This window comes from Corynebacterium poyangense (assembly GCF_014522205.1).
Taxonomy (GTDB): domain Bacteria; phylum Actinomycetota; class Actinomycetes; order Mycobacteriales; family Mycobacteriaceae; genus Corynebacterium; species Corynebacterium poyangense.
Genome location: NZ_CP046884.1, coordinates 138,510 through 155,063 on the forward strand (window position 1 = coordinate 138,510; position 16,554 = coordinate 155,063).

The window sequence follows — 16,554 nt, forward strand, 5'->3', positions numbered from 1 at the left end:
TAAGTCACTAAGTGAAGAAAAATATGGCGAGTAGTGGGTGAGGTGAGTTGATTTCTTATGATGCACATCACTTTAGGATATAACTATTAATCTATAGAAATATGAGTTGGTTTAGACCTTGGCAACCCCTAGAAGAAAGGGAGGGAGAAACAATGGGTATCAGTGGAGAACAAGTGCAACAATGGGACCGGGAACACGTATTCCATTCCTGGTCTGCGCAGGATCAGATAAGCCCGTTAGCGGTAGCTCAAGCCGACGGGGCTATTTTTAGCGACTATCAGGGTAAGGAATATATAGATTTCAGCTCCCAGTTGGTATATACCAATCTCGGGCATCAACACCCTCGGCTTGTTGCTGCCGTTCAGCAACAGGCGGAGAAATTAGCCACCATCGCCCCGGCTTTTGCCAATGACGCCCGTTCTGAACTGGCGTATCTCTTAAGCGAGATCGCCCCGGACGGGCTTGATTATGTTTTCTTTACCAACGGCGGGGCAGACGCTAATGAATACGCCATCCGAATGGCGCGGGAATACACCGGCCGCACGAAGGTCCTCAGCATGTACCGGTCATATCACGGTGCTACTGGCTCGATGATCCATATCACCGGAGACCCCCGGCGGTGGGATAATGAGAAATCAACTGGGGATTCTTTCCACGGTCATCATTTCTTCGGACCGTACCTATACCGCAGTGCTTTTTGGGCAACAACCCCCGAAGAAGAAGCTGAACGAGCCTTGGCACATGTGGAACGTCAGATCCAATTAGAAGGCCCAGACACCATCGCCGCAATTATTGTGGAATCAGTGGTGGGTACTAACGGAATTTTAGTGCCTCCACCTGGTTATTTAGCGGGCCTCAGGAAGCTGTGTGACCGCTACGGCATCTGTTATATCGCCGATGAAGTCATGGCTGGGTTTGGTCGAACTGGCCAGTGGTTTGGTTTTCAACACTTTGATGTCGAACCTGATTTAATCACCTTCGCTAAAGGCGTTAATTCAGGGTATGTCCCTCTCGGTGGGGTAATCATGCGTCGAGAGATTCGGGATACCTTTGCCCACCGGCCCTTCCCCGGTGGTTTAACCTATTCTGGCCATCCCTTAGCCTGCGCAGTGGGGGTTGAGTCTATCAAGGTCTTTCGTGATGAGGATATTCTTGGCAGAGTTCAGGACTTAGGGGACAGAATAGTACGCCCAGCATTGGAAGAGATGATGAATCGTCATAGCATCATCGGTGATGTTCGTGGTCTTGGGATGTTTTGGGCAGTGGAACTGGTCTGGGATAAAGAAACCAAGGAGCCGTTAGTTCCGTTCATTCCACAACCAGAACAGCTTCAACCCATGAAAGATCTCATGGCTGCCTGCGTCGAGCGCGGCGTATGGCCCCTCATGGTGAGCAACCGGTTCCATCTGACTCCGCCATTGACCATTCAAGAAGATGAGCTGCGGACCGGGTTAGAAAGGTTCGACGCCGCCTTGTCCACGTTCAATTCCGCTGCGTATCGAAGGGCATAAAAATCCGCCCCTTGACGTCGGGTTAAGGGGCGGAAATGCGTTTTGTTACTTCTTCCGAATGGAAACGAGGCGCTTATTCACAAACTCATCCATGCCGAGCGGGCCAAGCTCTCGGCCGTAGCCAGAGCGTTTCACTCCACCAAAAGGCATGTCCTCTGTTTCAGGGGTTTGACGGTTAACCCCCACCATCCCGGCATCAAGAAGTTCACCAAATTTTTCTGCGCGCCCTTTTTCAACCGCGTAGACGCTAGACCCCAATCCATACTGCGTATCATTGGCTAACTCAAGGGCTTCTTCATCACTGCTGATCTTATAAATCTGCACGATAGGCCCAAAGAACTCTTCATAAGAAATATCCTCCCCGCGCGGCATATCGGTGATGACCCCAGGCGAGACATAGAATCCTGGTCGGTCAAGTCGTTCACCACCGACATGGACAGTGGCACCGGCCTCGCGCGCACGTCGTACTTGCTCAGCAAGTTTATCTGCAGCGGCTTCAGAAGACAGCGGGGCGAAGGTTCCTTCTTCCCCTGCCGCCGGGTCCCCAGGGGTAAGCGCGGAGATTAACGCGATGGTTTCATCGAGGAATTCCTCATAGATATCCTCGTGAACAATAATGCGCTTATTGGAGTTACACGCCTGACCTGTGTTTTCCATCCGAATTGCCACAGCCTTTCGGGCCTGTTTCCGCGGATCATCGCTAGACAGCACCACGTACGGATCAGATCCGCCCAGCTCAAACACCGCTTTCTTGAGCTGCGCTCCAGCTTGTTGGGCAATAGCAGCTCCGGCCCGTTCTGATCCAGTAAGGGAAACACCTTGGATCCGCGGGTCTTCAATAATCGCGGAAATTTGTTCATGAGTGGCAAAGATATTCTGATAGACCCCGGCCGGAACTCCAGCTTCGTCCATAAGTTTTTGGACCGCTTCGGCGCACCCAGGCACTGATTCCGCATGTTTCAGGAGGATTGTGTTACCCAACATCAAGTTAGGCGCAGCAAATCGCGCAATCTGATAGAAGGGGTAGTTCCACGGCATAATGCCCAAGATCGGCCCTAAGGGGCGTCGCTGGATAACTGACTTAACTCGATCATTTTCTTCAAGAACAGTATCTGCCGCCAGCTTTTCACCATGGGTGGCGTAATAACGGAAAATAGCGCCGCAGAACTCCGCTTCACCCGCTGATTCCGCAATAGGTTTACCCATTTCCTGGGTGGCTAGGGCGCCGAGTTCCTGGGCCTGAGCCTCAAATAATTCTGCCACCTTGGTAACAATCTCAGCTCGTTCAGACATGGGGCGGGAGCGCCATTGCGTGAAAGCCTCCGCAGAGTGGGCCACGGCCTCAGCTATTTGGCTATCAGAGGCATGGTCAAAGGCGTTGATTTGTTCACCAGTAGCGGGGTTAATAGCCACATAGTTAGGGGATGTTGACATTTGAATTACTCCTTAAGAGGTTATCGATGATGGCCATTAGAGGCCAGTATGCTTGAGTTTCGGTTTTTGTGCAGGCGGTGTGAGTTTGTCGTTACCCCTCCGAGAGAACATCTGCATGGTCAGAGGTTGATTCAGAGCGAGCTAGAGTTTCGCCGGCAAAAAACTCTGGGTGGCGGAGCCGGGTCCAGAGCATAAGGACGACGCCTAAACCTAGGACCGTCATACCCAGAACAAAGACGGCACCTATTCCAAAGACGGAAGAACCGGAACCGTAGGAGGGGTCGAGGGAGTCATAGGCGGTAATAGCGAACATTGCTAGCAAGATGATGCCGCCTAATCCGGGGCAGAGGAATTTGAAGATGATGGAGTGGAGAGAAGTGAAAAGTTCACGTCGGAAATACCACACACAAGCGCAGGCGGTGATGCCATAGTAGAAGCAGATCATGAGGCCAAGGGCGGTGATGGTATCCCACAGAGCGTTTTCACTAATCAGCCGGGTGACGGTGTAGAACACTCCCGAGGCTAGCGCGGATACCCACGTCGCGACCGAAGGAGTGCGGAAGCGTGGGCTAATTTTGGCGAAAACGGGTGGTAGAGCGCGGTAGTGCCCCATTGCGAGCAAGGTTCGGGAGGGTGAAATCATGGTGGATTGCAGTGAAGCAAAGGAAGAGGCCATGACGGCGATAGACATGAGTACTGCTGCTGGTCCCATGATAGGTTGCGCGAGTGCGGCAAAGAGGGATTCTTGGTTATCGGGATTCCCGGCGCCAAGGCCGGTATCGCCTACCCCTGCCCAGGTGATGACACCGATGGCGACCAAAATATATACCGCGATGATGATGAGCACCACGATGGTTGATGCGCGTCCAGCGGTGTGTTGGGGGTCCTTAGTTTCCTCAGTGAGGGTTAAGGTGGCGTCCCAGCCCCAGAACATGAAAATGGATAGCGACACTCCTGCGGCAACGGTGCCGATATCGGGAAGATCTGCCGGGTTGAACCAATTGAGGTCAATGGTGGTGGAGTTGAAGGCGGAACCGTTGTGCGCTTGCCATAAAGCGGCGATGGCAAAACCAAGGAGGACTACCAATTGCAGGGCTACGAGGACATACTGCACCGCTTGAGTGGACTCCATGCCGCGCCAGGCGATCCACGCAGCAATTGCTAAGAGAATGCAGGTAGTTGGGATATTCACCCACATATTTGTACGTAGATCAGCAAGTTCTGGGTGAGCGAAGATCTGGCCCAAAAGGATGTAGAAGAAATCTACTGCTACCGCTGCGAGGTTGGACAGCACGATGATTGTGGCAGCTATCAGCCCCCAGCCGCCCATCCACCCTATCCAAGGGCTGAATGCTTTGGTAGCCCAGGTAAAGGAGGTGCCACTATCGGGCAGTCGGTGATTTAGCTCCCGGTAGCCGAAGGCAACCAGCAGCATAGGTAAGAAACCTAGGAGCAAGATAGCCGGTACATGGGTGCCCACGGCGGCTATGGTGGGACCTAAACCGGAGGTGAGAGTGTAGGTGGGGGCAATGCAGGAAACCCCAATGACTACCGCTCCGAGAACTCCCACCTGACCTGGAGCTAGACCTTTATCCGCCATCGGAATCATCTCCTGTTCCAGCTGGGATCACGACCACCGGCACGGGGGAGTGGCGCACAATATGGTGGGCATTTCGACCCAAGAAGAGATGTCCGCGCGGGGCTATCCGGGCTGAACCCAGCACCAAGATCTCATCATCATCCCAGCTCAACTGTGTTATCGCTTGCTCTAAAGTGGCGCCACTACCCAACTCCACGGTGACGTGTGGATCATGCTGTAATTCACCCACCATGGTCCGAACGCGGTTATCTATGCTTTCCGCTTGTTCCTCAGTGACTAAAGAAGCCAACCGCAGCGGAATGTTCCGGTGATGTGCAATGCGAGCGGCAATACTGACAACGTCTACCGCGCCGGGACGGGGGCCGAACATGCCGGTGATCCGGCTCACTGGTTCCTGGCGGCTATAGCCGGTAGGAGCCAGAGCCACCGGGAAGTCCGCAGTATGGAGAAGTTCACGTGCCGTAGAGCCAATGACCATCCGCTTCAACAACCCGCCGGAGCGAGATCCCACCACGATAATGCAGGTTTTTGCGTGGTGCTTCTCCTGTGCCTGGTGGGCGGCGACAAGAATACCTTCAGCATCCGAGCAGGCACGAACAATGACCCCTTCGGCAGAAATATCCTTCGGTACTTGGTTAATGGCATCATCCAGCCATTCTTGAAGCTGGTGGTGGATGATTTTTTCATAGCCGGCGTCGTGGGTATCTGGAGCACCAAAAAGGTCATCTCGGGGCTCGACCATAGCGATAGTTAGAGGGAAATCTAGTCCTCTGGCTAGGGCGATTCCTAGATTAAGGGCATCTCTTCCGGTTGCGGTGGCGGTATAGCCAACAGTAATGCAACTCATGCTTGCTCCAGAATGCGCTGAGCGGCCTTTTCCCCTTGGCGAATGGCGCCATCGACGTGCTGGTAGCCTTCGGCTGCGATGTCCGAGCAGGCGTAATAGATAGGTCCGGTCGGCTGGTTCTGGAGGTGACCCCAGCGGCTTAATCCCCCTAAGTCATAGCTGGTGGCGTAGGCGCCTCGGGTCCATTCTTCGGCAGCCATATCAGATAGATAAAAAGCGATCGGTTCTTTGGCTTTCTCTCCCAGGTAGCTGGCAATTTCTTGGAGAATGCGCTCCTTGCGACTTTCTTCATCCAGGGCCCACATTTCCTCAGCGAAGACGTCGGAGACAAAGCCGACGAGGGTGCCATATTCTTCTTCCTGAGGTCCGCTTTCGGTAGCTATGACATTGGTGTTGTCATAGAGTTCTTGGACTAGATGTCCGCCGCCAAAGCAGGTTCCGGATAGGCCTTCCTCCCGCCAGAACGGACGGTCATAGATGGCATGGACCTTGATCACGAGGCCCATGGAGATGTGTTGGTGGGCAATATGCTGTTCTCTGGGTAGCGGGGGGACATACTGAATCCGCGAGTAAAGATTTGGCGGGACAGCTAGCACCACGTTCCTGGCTTTAATAGCTAGATCATCGGTTTCGACAAGGACATCACCGGCCGCGCCATTATTTTTTACTCCATTGCGAACATCTGCTGGGACAGCATTAAGGTCATCGGCTGTACTCGGATCAGGTGTAGCCCAGTGGAGGGTTCGTGCAGGTTGGCCAAGGAAAATATCCTCATCGCCAATTCTTTGGGCTAGTTCAAGAGAGACACTTTGCATTCCGCCGACTACTCGGCGGTCTAGGATAAAGTCTTCATCAACAAGATTGTCGAAACTCCCAGCAGAAGCAGCCATGAGGGCAGCTTGCAGCGCTGAGAAAGTGCGCGCTGGTTTAGTCAACATTCCGCTGGCTACGTAAATAGAAACATTATCAATAGCTTCTGTATCATCCGAATGCTGTTCCAACCATGACCGGAAAGAGATTTCATCTAATTCTTTGGCACGCTGTGCTGCCCACGGCTCCTGCGCCCCCACCTCGGCCGTTACCTGATTCATCAAAGCGATGAGTTTCTTGCTTTCTGCCAGCGTTTTTTCACTTGTCGGCAGATCCTCGCCGGAATAAATATGACGCTCACCGTCGGGGGATCGGTACACCGATTTCCCCTCTCGGTAGCGCTGGAAAGTCGCTAACCCTAATTCCTCGACCAAAGCAATAAGCCGAGTTTGATCTGGAGAGATCCACTGGCCGCCGATTTCAATAAAATGCTCGACGCCTGCGTGGTCCTTGACTTTCCCATTCCAGGTACGACCACCGACGCGGTGGCGCGCCTCGACAACAGCTACGCTTCGGCCGGCTTTCTTCAGGGTGTATGCGGCCATGAGACCGGCTGGACCGGCACCGATAACAACAACGTCACGTTCGATAGTGGATTTATTAGGCGTCTTCGTCATTGGCGAAAAAGTTTCCTCTCATAAAAAGAATGGGATTCATTTATGGCATGCTACAACCCCTGCCCCGAATGTGGCAAGGGTCATAGCGTTAAAATTCTGAGATATGGCTCGACGCTCTGTGGGACGCCCGCGGTTACCAGTTCTGGATCGAAAGACCATCGCCTTAGCCGCCTTGGACTTGGCAGATAGTGAAGGTGATAGCGCAGTGACGATGATTCGATTGGCGAAGCATCTGGGCGTAGCGCCTTCTGCTTTGTATAACCATGTTTCTGGTAAAGACGAAGTGCGGCTATTGATCCAGGACGTGGTGATGTCGAGGGTAGATGACGTCGGCCTTAAACAGGTGGTAGCGGGGGAGATCGCTTTAGATGAAGGATTGCGGCAGTGGGCTTATTCTTACCGGGAAACCTTTGCTCGCTATCCCGGACTGGTGCCGCTCATTGCGACGCTACCGGTCGGTGGTGCTCCTGCTACCCAGGCAATGTATGAGTCAGTGGCAGCAGCCTTAGCTGCAGCAGGTGTGCCAATGCGCCAGATTATGCCAGTCATAGTTGCCTTTGAGTCTTTTCTTTTTGGCTCAGCTATGGATGTTCATGCTCCGGCCGATATTTTCCGGTCCGCACCGGGTGATGATGAAGCTGTTACTCCAACCTTGCGCCAAGCTTTAGATGCGCAGCCACGTAGTTCGGCGGATCATTCCCCTAATCCCTACGCCAATCCTCCTTTTGAGTGGGGGCTCAAGAGTCTGTGTGAGGCCGTCATGAAGCTGGTGGACGGGAAAGAGTAATACTCACCGCTTTTGTTCTTAGCACTAAGCAACTAGATAGGTTGACCTAATTTGGGGGATGGGTGGAGCCTTTTGGTCAATTCGCCCTATGCTTAGTGACAACCGTTTTCAATAAGGACGGTGTTTTGCTCGCACCAACCAGGAATGCCTTAAGGAGGCTTTATGTTGAAAGGTCTAAGAACCACCGCTGCGGCCGCGGGTCTTGTGGCTATGGCTTTGGCCACTCCCATTGCTCATGCTGCTGTAGGAGGTGACAAGTCAGAAAACAATCCAGGGATTGTGGCACTGACCGATGGCAGCGGAAATCAAGTGTGCACCGCTGTGATGGTGGATAGTCAGTGGGCTTTAACCTTTGAAGGGCCGATGACCTGTTCTGGCGCAGTAGCCGGTACCGCAGATAGTCATGACCCGGTCAGTATTGATCGCCAAGAGTTTAAGTCGCAGAACCCTGAAGAAAGCCAGGCGATGCTCGTTCATTTCGCTGAGCCAGTGCAACGGGTAACCCCAGCCAAGCTAAGCACCAAGGCGCCAGAGGCTGGAGAGACCCTCAGAATTGCAGCTTATAACGGTGAAGAAGGGATAAATCACCTGCTTAGTATCGGTACCTCGGACATTAAGGTCGAGGGTCATAATGCCTGGTTGAGCTGGTATGGTGCTCCGGAAAGCTTCAGCTTAGAAACCGGTAAGGATAGTGGTGCCCCAATTATGCGCGGCAATGAAGTGGTTGGATTTACCGGCTTGGTCACGGAAAAATCCGCAGACGCTGAAGATATTGCCAATGTGTATGACTGGGTGCAGAGCACTATCCATTAAACCCTGTCTTGAGGTGCGGTTTAGGCCACCCCTAGGAACCGGAACTCTCCGGCCCATACGCTGAGCGCGATAGCTGTGGTGGCGATCCCCAGGCACACTCCGATGAGGGTCCAATCTTTCCAGGTAATAATGGATTGACGGGCCCAAGTTCGGTCGGGTGAGGCGCCGAAGCCTCGGGCTTCCATGGCGGTGGCTAAGCTACTGGCTCGACGTAGGGCAAAAACCAGGAGGGAAAATGCCTGGCCTGCCCCGCGTCGGATCCGGTTGTGATCGCCGAGGCCGCGGGCGCGTCGGGCTAGACTAAGAGCCTGCCAATCCTGGCGAAAGAGTGAAATCAGTCTTAACCCGGCTACGGTAGCAAGAACAAAGCGCCAGGGCAGGTGAAGTTTCTGGGCTAAACCATCTCCCAAATAGGTGGGATCAATATCGCGCAGCAGTGCCACTGAGGCGAGGCCTATAGCCAGGACTCTCAAGATAATTGCTTCTCCCAGGTAGATGGAGTTATCGGTAATTCGGGCGCTGAGGAAGGAAGCATAGACATGTCCTTCCGGACGTCCGTAGAGGGTCATGGATACCCCAGCGAGAATAGCTGCGAGAAGCACCGGCCAGGCATGGCGAATCCACTTGCGGGGACCGAAACCCAAGATCACGATGAGTGGTATCACGAGAATACATGCCACCCCGGCAGAAATCCGATCAATAGAGATTAATAACGGGGTAGTAAATACGAACAGGGCGAGAGGCCGCATTACCGGATTAAACATGGACGTACTCACAACCGGATCTCCTGTTCTCCCAACGCCTGAACCACCAGGGGGTCATGGGTAATCGTGCACACGGTAGTGCCCTCCCGGCAGAGTTCATCTAATAAGTGCACTACCTCGCTAAAGGTACGGCGATCTTGGCCAAACGTTGGTTCATCAAGAATCAGCAGCTGTGGGGCATGAGTTAAGGCAGTTGCCACTGATAGGCGTCGCTTTTCCCCACCGGAGAGTGTGAACGGATTAGCCTCGGCCAGATGTTCCAGCCGCAACCGAGTTAATAACTCGTCAACCCGGGTCTTTGGAGTTTCACCAAAGGCTAGCTCTTCCCGAACGGTGCGGCAGAGAAATTGGTGCTCGGGATTTTGGAACACCGAGCCGATCCGTTGACAAAGCTCACGGGAGCGCCACCGGTAGGGAGAAGGCTCAGATAATGATCCACGCAAGCGGGGATGGGCAATCACGTGCCCAGCCTGCGGTGGCAATAAACCTCCGAGGGCCAACGCCAAAGTTGATTTACCGCTGCCGTTCTTCCCGGTAATGCACACCCCATGTCCCACCGGCAGCGCCACGTTCATATCGCTTCGCACCGCTGGAGAACCCGGCCACCCTAGACTCAGCTCTACCCCTTCGATCAGGGTGTCGGGGTGTTCTGGGATAGCCTGCGCCTGGGGTAAAACCGGCGCCGGTCCTGGAATCCAGATTCCGTGTTCACGCAGTTCATCGCCATGTTCTGCCAGAACGACGTCACGCGGTCCATCCACTATAAGCCCTGCATCGCCCAGGACTATAACCCGCTCAATAAGCGGCAGCCACTCTGCAACTCGATGCTCCACCACCAGCAGCGTGGCGTGCGTTTCAGCAACAGCCTGTGCAGTGGCAGCCACCAAATCCGGAACACTGTCCGGATCAATATTGGCGGTGGGTTCGTCGAGAGCAATAATCCCCGGCTGCATCGCAAGCACACCGGCTAGGGCGAGTCGTTGCCGCTGACCTCCGGAAAGCTCCTTGGTGAGGTGATGGAGTGGAAGGTCTAACCCCACCAACTCTAAGGCTCGACGCACCCGTGGCCACATCTCATCTGGGGGCACCGAAAGGTTTTCTAAACCAAAAGCAATATCATCGCCTACCTGAGCTGATACTGCTTGGGAATCTGGATCTTGGAGGACTAGACCCACCCGGTCACGTACCTCTAGTTCTCCGGCGGCTTCACCATCTTCACTGCTTCCCAACACTCCAGCTATGGCGCCGAGAAGAGTAGATTTCCCGGCACCCGAGGTGCCGAGTATGAGGATGCGTTCTCCGCGTTCTATCTCAAGATCAATATTGGCTAGAGCGGGTTTCGCTCTGCCGGCATGACGCCATCCATATCCGCGGGCGCGAATCTGTGGGGTCATATTAGATAAGTTTCCGGTGTTCACGGCCAACAGCAAAGCGGTCTAAAGCCCCGGTTTTAGCTAAGGCGCGTACCACAAAATAACTCAGAAGTCCGGCGAGGATAATCCCGGATAGTTGGGTGCATAACAAATACACCACATTGAATTCTAAGGATTTCGCGAAGTTGCCCAGGAATAATTCGAGGATGAAGGCGCCTGCTGCGGCACCCATTCCGGCTAAGAGAGAAACCGGTAGGGTGAAACGTCGATAAGCAAAAAGGGCGAAGATGAGTTCCGCGCCTAGTCCTTGGGCGATACCGGAGTAGACCGTGCCGATGCCCCATTGGTTGCCGGCTATGGCGGAAATGATGGCGGCGATGAGTTCGACGGCGAGCGCGGCGCCGGGTTTCCGGATGATGAGTCCGCCGAAGAGCCCGCCGATCAGCCAGAGGCCGAGGGGAAGCCCGCCGAGACCAGGGGTGATGGCGTTAAAAACCTCATAGAGGTTGCCGCCCACCACATTCCAGACCATGAAGATAAAAGATATGGCGGCTCCGAGGACCGCTGCGGTGACAATATCGACGATCCGCCAGGATCGAGCAGATGTAAAAGTCATAATGTGTGCTCCTTAGTGAAATATCGGGTTCACAGAGCACACGGGAAAGTCGTCGCTCCCTGCGCCGGCATTATCCGGATCAGGTTGTAACGGTCGAAAGCATCCGTGCTTTCCTCTCAGCCCCGGTAGGGGACTCCCGTGCGCTAGGCGCATCGGCGTTTTTCAGGCTGACACGCTGCGTCACACCCTACTACAAAGACGACGGAAAGCTAGTGGTAGCTAACCCTAGAGCGGAAATTGGACACTGAAGCTCAGGAGCTTGACAGCTACTGACCTGGATCAGAAGGAAATGGGGGTCAAAGGTGTTAGGTGGTACGGGTGCTCATGATGAAGACACCGTTGGTGCTGCCTGCAGATCCTTTCCGCGCTTCCACACCTCACGGTCTAGGATTCCGGCTCGGTGTGACACCACGGCTGCTACCAGAGCTTGACCAGTGACGTTGGTTGCCGTCCGGCCCATATCAATGATGGGTTCAATAGCTAGGAGGAGTCCTGCACCCGCAAGAGGTAGACCGAGGGTGGAGAGAGTCAGCGTAAGCATAACGACGGCACCTGTTGTGCCGGCGGTAGCTGCTGAACCGATCACCGAGACCACGATGATGAGAAGATAATCCACCGCAGAAAGATCAACGCCAAAGAATTGGGCGACGAAAAGAGCAGCAACCGCTGGATAAATAGAGGCGCACCCATCCATTTTTGTGGTCGCCCCAAGCGGGATAGCGAAAGAGGCATAGGAAGAAGGAACTCCAAGAGCCTGTTCGCTGACTCGTTGAGTCACCGGCATGACTCCCATGGAAGACCGGGTAATAAAGCCGAGGGAAGTCACCGGCCAGACTCGACGATAAAACTCGATGGGGGAAAGTCCGTGGATTTTCAGAATAGCTGGGTAGATCAGGAGCAGAACCAAAGCCAAACCTACATAGATGGCGAGGACAAATTTCCCGAGGCTGCCTAATGCACTCCAACCGTAGGCGGCGACGGCGTGTCCGATGAGTGCTGCGGTGCCTATGGGGGCGAGACGGATAATCCACCACAGAATCACTTGGACCACGGAGAGGAATGATTCCGTGAAGTGAAGAAACGGCTCAGCGGCTTTACCTGCTTTGACTGAAGCTATGCCAATAGCTAAAGACACCACCAGGATCTGAAGCACGTTGAAACTAAGGGATACGCCGGATTCGGAAACCTTTGCGCTAAGTCCAAGGATATTGACCGGAACGATGGAGTTGAGGAAACCAAACCATGATCCGATAGTTGATGGTTCTGCAGCGTTTCCTGGGTTAACGCTGGTACCAACCCCCGGTTTCATGACCGCTCCAACTAATAAGCCGGCAAGCACGGAGAAGAAGGCAGTGATCATAAACCACCAAATAGTTGATAGCGCTAGTTTGGCGGCGTTGCTGACTTCTCGTAGTTTTGCGACGGAGGTTACCACCGCAGCAAAGACGAGCGCGGGAACCATGACTCTGAGGAGTTGAACATAGGTATCTCCCACCCAGGAAAGACACGTACTTAGCCAATTATCGGGCTCGCTGCTGTGAGGGCTAAGAGAACGGGCAATAAACCCGAGGATAAGCCCGATGATGAGACCATAGATGACCTGGGCACCGAACCCGGTGGCCCAGCCATGACGCTTCTGCTGCGACACGTGTTCTCCCTCTACTCATGAGTAATTGATGGTGGGAACGCTTCTGGCATTCTTGATGTCCAACGTCAGGTGTCGGGCATATCATTCCCTAGACCTAAGTATTGTGACCAAGTTAACCAAGTAGACTAGTAAAAACATACTACTCTGTCTATTAGTGGAGGCGCGATAAACCCCTTCCCAAGGACGGTAGGTGTCGGTACCGCAGGGAAGGGGATCGCGAAGAGAACCGAATAAGTAGAGTTCGATAAGCCTCCTCGAACGTTGAGATATGTGTCTTTTTTAAGCCGAGTTACCCGAGCCCTTAGCTCAGAGCGCCGAAGATTTTCCCAATTCCACCCAAAATGGTGGTAACAATCTTCACTGCGAAATCAAGGGCGTCGGAGTCAAAGTAACCAGGGAAAGGTTGCTGTCCAGTAGGCATGAGGATCCTTTCAAGAATGAGTAATGAAAATCAAAGACCAGTGAGTGGGGAAATTACTCCGCTTGGCCGATGGTGATTATGGAATCCGGGTTGGAGTAATCCTTGTACTTGGTCAACGGAGCTACCCGCTCACAATTGAGAACGCACTTGGGATCAACCTTGTTCGGTCGGCCGTCGCGACGAATGTCATTGGCGTTATATACCGCCGGAGCGGCAACAATGCGTTCGCCTACCTGAGCCCGTGACGGGAACTCGATACGCAGGTCAATATGGAGTTCACCCTGTGCAGTGGCCTGATAGGTCTGCCAGGTGTACACGCCCCAATCTGCACCGTTATCAGCGGTTCGCAGAGTCACCCGGACGGTGTAATACTGTCCTGGGGTGTAGCCGGTAGCTACGGTCTGAACTCGCCCGTAATAGGGGCCTTTACCCGCATTAGCCTTTTCCAAGAACGGAATGACGTGGTCGCCATCGCCAGCGTCAGTAAAAGTTACCGGGCCAAATTTTCCTTCAGCATGATCCGGCTTGACATCTGCTTCATTCACCTGGGTCGGATCCCAAAATGGACGTCCTCCCCCGGGGCCACTGCTTCCCAGTAGGTCTGCTGAAGCAACTCCGTGAGCGGCGATGCTACCGCTAAAAGCTAGCGCCAAAATAGCGCTTGCGGTGCGACGGAACTTCATCGGTCTTAATCTCCTTTATACGATGCCTGCAGCGAAACCGAGCATGGCTTTAATGACCTCGACGAGGGAGGGTCCTACCTCAGATCCCCAGTGCAAGATGGGAAGTGGATCAGTGGTGGGGTCCAGGGCCAAACCGTCATTGGGGTTAGTGTCAGCACCCATGAATCTCTCCTTGAGCTGTAGTGTGGACGTTTCTGGTTACTCTTAGCCAGCGAGGGCGGTGACCAGGCCGATGATGGACTGAGCCAAGGAACCGAGGGTGTTGATGACGCCGGTGATGTCCTTGAAGTCGATTTCAGAGGACAGAGCGCTCAGTTTGTCGGAAGAACCGGTGTTGCCGAGGGAGGAGCTGCCGTCGCCGAAGCTGGAGCCGGACTCGGTTCCGGTGGTGGTTCCAGTGGTGGTGCCGGTGGTCGGAGTGGACACAGCGGCGGTCTCGCTGGCGGGGGTGGTCTCAGCGGCGGTTGCGGTAGCTACTCCAAAGGAAGCGGAAGCGGCGATCAAACCAGCTGCGACGGCGTTGCGAATCTTCATGGAAAAACCTCTTTCATAAGCTTGTTTGTCAAGAACTGGACTCATGTTAAGTGGCAAAGATGGCGTTGCACTACGGTCGAAAGGCCCAAGTTTGTGGTTACTTTAGATACCTCAAACTCGTAGCTAGGGGGTCAAAGGTTACCTGTCTGATCTCCTTTCGGCCATAGGGCAGCCTAATAGTTGCAGCTTAAAAAATTACGGTTCGCAAAATTACCCCGTCGGTTTCGTAGCGAGGTGTAGTGGGGAAGGGGTCAAAATTTTTAAAAAATCTTTTCGTGCCCTAGTATTGGTGCGGTAGGTGATGTATCAACAAAGATAGTAGGGAGGAATTTTATGTCTCTTTCTAGTGGTATTTTGCGCGGAATCACGGGAGCCTATCTTCTTCAGTCCGGCTGGAGTCTTAAGGATCTTCCTGAAGAAGCCGCCAAGGGATTGCAGGATTTTGCTGCTACGGGTGTACCGCAGATGAAGAAACTTAGCCCCGCGCAATTCCGGCAATTTGTTGCCTATTCTCAGCTAGGAATTGGTGGGGCGCTGCTGGCTCCAGTGGTTCCTAAAAAACTAGCGGCACTGGGCTTAGCTGGTTTTAGCGCTGGTTTGTTAAGTATCTATTTCCGAAATCAAGACATGACCCAGGCAGATGGTATTCGCCCGAGCGAAGCCGGTCTATCTCTTTCTAAAGATGTGTGGCTAGCAGCTATTGCTGGTGCACTCTTGGTTGATAAGTCCTAGCTCAGGGTAGGTCGGCGACGTGAGCGACTGACACTAGGTTCCCCGGGAATCCAAAATCGCAGCGGGGCTTCGGTGTTACGGCTAATGCCTATTCGGGGCCCACAGGCCCATTCCGGTTGACTGGTGGGAGCCGAGATCCAAAAACTCTGGGGATCGTCGTGGGGAAGTTGGGAAACGAGTGCGTGGTTATCACTGAGGGTAAGACCTAGGGCTGAGCCGAGATTGCCGGGACCTTGGGCAAGCCGGTGATAATGGGAAGGGGTATCGGGCAGCTGCCGGCGTCGGAATGCCTCCGCGTGGCCAGACATGACTTCCCCGGCTCGTAATAAACAGCCGTGCCCAACCCCTTCTGGGCCGCAGGTAATATTGCCTGCGCGGTGTATTCCATAGGAAAGGTACACATACATGTGGCCTCCGGGCCCAAACATGGCGGCGTTGCGTTGGGTAAGGCCTCGAAAGGAATGGGCGGCAGGGTCATCTGCTCCTAGATAAGCCTCGATCTCGGTCAGCCGCAAGGAAACACCGTTATGGTGCAGGATGCTTCCCAAAAGGAGCGGAGCAACCTGGTCGGCGGGCAAGAAAAAGTCAATAGCTACCATGGTTGTGATTAGTGTAGCTGCCGAAAGGCAGAGAAAGAAGCAAGGATATGAATTTTCTCAACGTTCAAGAAGCAATTGATCAGCGCCGTGCGGTGCGCTCTTATACTGCCGAGGTTCCTAGCAACGAGGTCATTGCTGAAGTAGCTCGCCTAGCCCTCGAAGCTCCGAGTGCTTTTAATATTCAAATGCGCGATCTCGTTGTTGTTCGAGACACCGAGCAGAAACAAAAGCTGTTTGACGCCTCTGGTCAACAGCAGTTCTTAGACGCGCCCGTGGTTTTTGTCTGCGTGGGGCGCAGCGAAGTAATGCCGGATGATGCAGAAGACATTCTTGGAGCGGAGCGAGTCGCCGGTATCGGCGGAATTCGCTCTCGGATGAGCGAATCCGCCCTCCGTGAGGCTGGGCTAAAAGATGCCCTCTTGCTAGCTGGATTCCTCTTGGTGGCAGCTCAGTCCGTGGGCTTGGCTACAAGTCCGACGACTGGCTGGGACGAAGAAAAAGTGAAAGCTGCTATCGGCTTGGCCGGGCGTAGTGATCGCTCCATCGGATTAGTGGTAGCGGCCGGATACCCCAATGAAGCTCCGACTCACCCGGGGCGTGCAGCTAACCGGCTTGTAGCAGAATCTTTCTAAAGATATTCCGACAAATTTTGCTACAGTAAGCAAAAGCCCTAGTAGTCTTCTCCGCGGTGACACCGCGGACCTT

General features: G+C 53.9%; 17 protein-coding genes and 1 riboswitch. Of the genes, 5 read left to right on the forward strand and 12 right to left on the reverse strand.

The window, feature by feature from the left end:
* Positions 1-152 precede the first annotated feature (152 nt).
* Positions 153-1,511: an aspartate aminotransferase family protein gene (locus tag GP475_RS00650; RefSeq protein WP_224400236.1), complete on the forward strand. Its 1,359-nt coding sequence runs from the start codon at positions 153-155 to the stop codon at positions 1,509-1,511.
* A 45-nt stretch (positions 1,512-1,556) separates the two neighbouring features.
* Here GP475_RS00650 and GP475_RS00655 read toward each other — a convergent pair whose 3' ends face one another.
* The 4 genes from GP475_RS00655 to GP475_RS00670 all read right to left on the reverse strand — a co-directional run bounded on the left by GP475_RS00655 (position 1,557) and on the right by GP475_RS00670 (position 6,879).
* A complete protein-coding gene (locus GP475_RS00655) occupies positions 1,557-2,945 on the reverse strand; it encodes an NAD-dependent succinate-semialdehyde dehydrogenase (protein ID WP_187974760.1) in 1,389 nt (462 codons plus the stop codon).
* A gap of 91 nt (positions 2,946-3,036) precedes the next feature.
* Complete coding sequence (locus tag GP475_RS00660) at positions 3,037-4,545, reverse strand: APC family permease (RefSeq protein WP_262485209.1); 1,509 nt, start codon at positions 4,543-4,545, stop codon at positions 3,037-3,039.
* Positions 4,535-5,392 carry a universal stress protein gene (locus GP475_RS00665; RefSeq protein ID WP_187974762.1) on the reverse strand — a complete coding sequence of 286 codons (858 nt, stop codon included), beginning with the start codon at positions 5,390-5,392 and terminating at the stop codon, positions 4,535-4,537. Before GP475_RS00665 ends, GP475_RS00660 begins: the two co-directional genes overlap by 11 nt.
* Complete coding sequence (locus tag GP475_RS00670) at positions 5,389-6,879, reverse strand: flavin monoamine oxidase family protein (RefSeq protein ID WP_187974763.1); 1,491 nt, start codon at positions 6,877-6,879, stop codon at positions 5,389-5,391. The genes GP475_RS00665 and GP475_RS00670 overlap by 4 nt, the downstream gene beginning before the upstream one ends.
* A gap of 103 nt (positions 6,880-6,982) precedes the next feature.
* On the opposite strand from GP475_RS00670, the gene GP475_RS00675 reads away from it, so the two are divergent.
* The gene (locus tag GP475_RS00675) at positions 6,983-7,666 is read left to right on the forward strand and encodes a TetR/AcrR family transcriptional regulator (RefSeq protein ID WP_187974764.1); all 684 of its coding nucleotides are present in this window, start codon (positions 6,983-6,985) and stop codon (positions 7,664-7,666) included.
* Between the two features lie 162 nt (positions 7,667-7,828).
* On the forward strand, positions 7,829-8,479 hold the full coding sequence (locus GP475_RS00680; RefSeq protein ID WP_187974765.1) for a trypsin-like serine protease: 651 nt from the start codon (positions 7,829-7,831) through the stop codon (positions 8,477-8,479).
* 20 nt (positions 8,480-8,499) lie between these two features.
* Here the strand turns inward: GP475_RS00680 and GP475_RS00685 are convergent, their stop codons facing one another.
* The 7 genes from GP475_RS00685 to GP475_RS00715 all read right to left on the reverse strand — a co-directional run bounded on the left by GP475_RS00685 (position 8,500) and on the right by GP475_RS00715 (position 14,518).
* Positions 8,500-9,243 (reverse strand): energy-coupling factor transporter transmembrane component T family protein, encoded by a 744-nt coding sequence (locus tag GP475_RS00685; protein ID WP_187975729.1) that lies wholly within the window; start codon positions 9,241-9,243, stop codon positions 8,500-8,502.
* 8 nt (positions 9,244-9,251) lie between these two features.
* Positions 9,252-10,637 (reverse strand): ABC transporter ATP-binding protein, encoded by a 1,386-nt coding sequence (locus GP475_RS00690; RefSeq protein ID WP_187974766.1) that lies wholly within the window; start codon positions 10,635-10,637, stop codon positions 9,252-9,254.
* Position 10,638: 1 nt separating this feature from the next.
* Positions 10,639-11,232, reverse strand: a complete 594-nt coding sequence (locus GP475_RS00695) for an ECF transporter S component (RefSeq protein ID WP_187974767.1) — start codon at positions 11,230-11,232, stop codon at positions 10,639-10,641.
* A 39-nt stretch (positions 11,233-11,271) separates the two neighbouring features.
* Positions 11,272-11,382, reverse strand: a riboswitch (TPP riboswitch).
* 172 nt (positions 11,383-11,554) lie between these two features.
* Positions 11,555-12,880, reverse strand: coding sequence for a dicarboxylate/amino acid:cation symporter (locus GP475_RS00700; RefSeq protein ID WP_187974768.1), 1,326 nt, complete (start codon positions 12,878-12,880; stop codon positions 11,555-11,557).
* Between the two features lie 474 nt (positions 12,881-13,354).
* Positions 13,355-13,984 carry a hypothetical protein gene (locus GP475_RS00705; protein WP_187974769.1) on the reverse strand — a complete coding sequence of 210 codons (630 nt, stop codon included), beginning with the start codon at positions 13,982-13,984 and terminating at the stop codon, positions 13,355-13,357.
* Between the two features lie 15 nt (positions 13,985-13,999).
* Positions 14,000-14,146 carry a hypothetical protein gene (locus GP475_RS00710; protein WP_187974770.1) on the reverse strand — a complete coding sequence of 49 codons (147 nt, stop codon included), beginning with the start codon at positions 14,144-14,146 and terminating at the stop codon, positions 14,000-14,002.
* A gap of 42 nt (positions 14,147-14,188) precedes the next feature.
* On the reverse strand, positions 14,189-14,518 hold the full coding sequence (locus GP475_RS00715; RefSeq protein ID WP_187974771.1) for a hypothetical protein: 330 nt from the start codon (positions 14,516-14,518) through the stop codon (positions 14,189-14,191).
* A gap of 333 nt (positions 14,519-14,851) precedes the next feature.
* Here GP475_RS00715 and GP475_RS00720 point away from each other — a divergent pair, with 333 nt between their 5' ends.
* Positions 14,852-15,250 (forward strand): hypothetical protein, encoded by a 399-nt coding sequence (locus GP475_RS00720; protein WP_187974772.1) that lies wholly within the window; start codon positions 14,852-14,854, stop codon positions 15,248-15,250.
* On the opposite strand, the gene GP475_RS00725 is transcribed toward GP475_RS00720, so the two are convergent.
* Positions 15,247-15,849, reverse strand: coding sequence for a DNA-3-methyladenine glycosylase (locus GP475_RS00725; RefSeq protein WP_187974773.1), 603 nt, complete (start codon positions 15,847-15,849; stop codon positions 15,247-15,249). The two genes, GP475_RS00720 and GP475_RS00725, sit on opposite strands and share 4 nt — an antisense overlap.
* 47 nt (positions 15,850-15,896) lie before the next feature.
* Here GP475_RS00725 and GP475_RS00730 point away from each other — a divergent pair, with 47 nt between their 5' ends.
* Positions 15,897-16,481 (forward strand): nitroreductase family protein, encoded by a 585-nt coding sequence (locus GP475_RS00730; RefSeq protein ID WP_187974774.1) that lies wholly within the window; start codon positions 15,897-15,899, stop codon positions 16,479-16,481.
* The last annotated feature ends 73 nt before the right edge of the window (positions 16,482-16,554 follow it).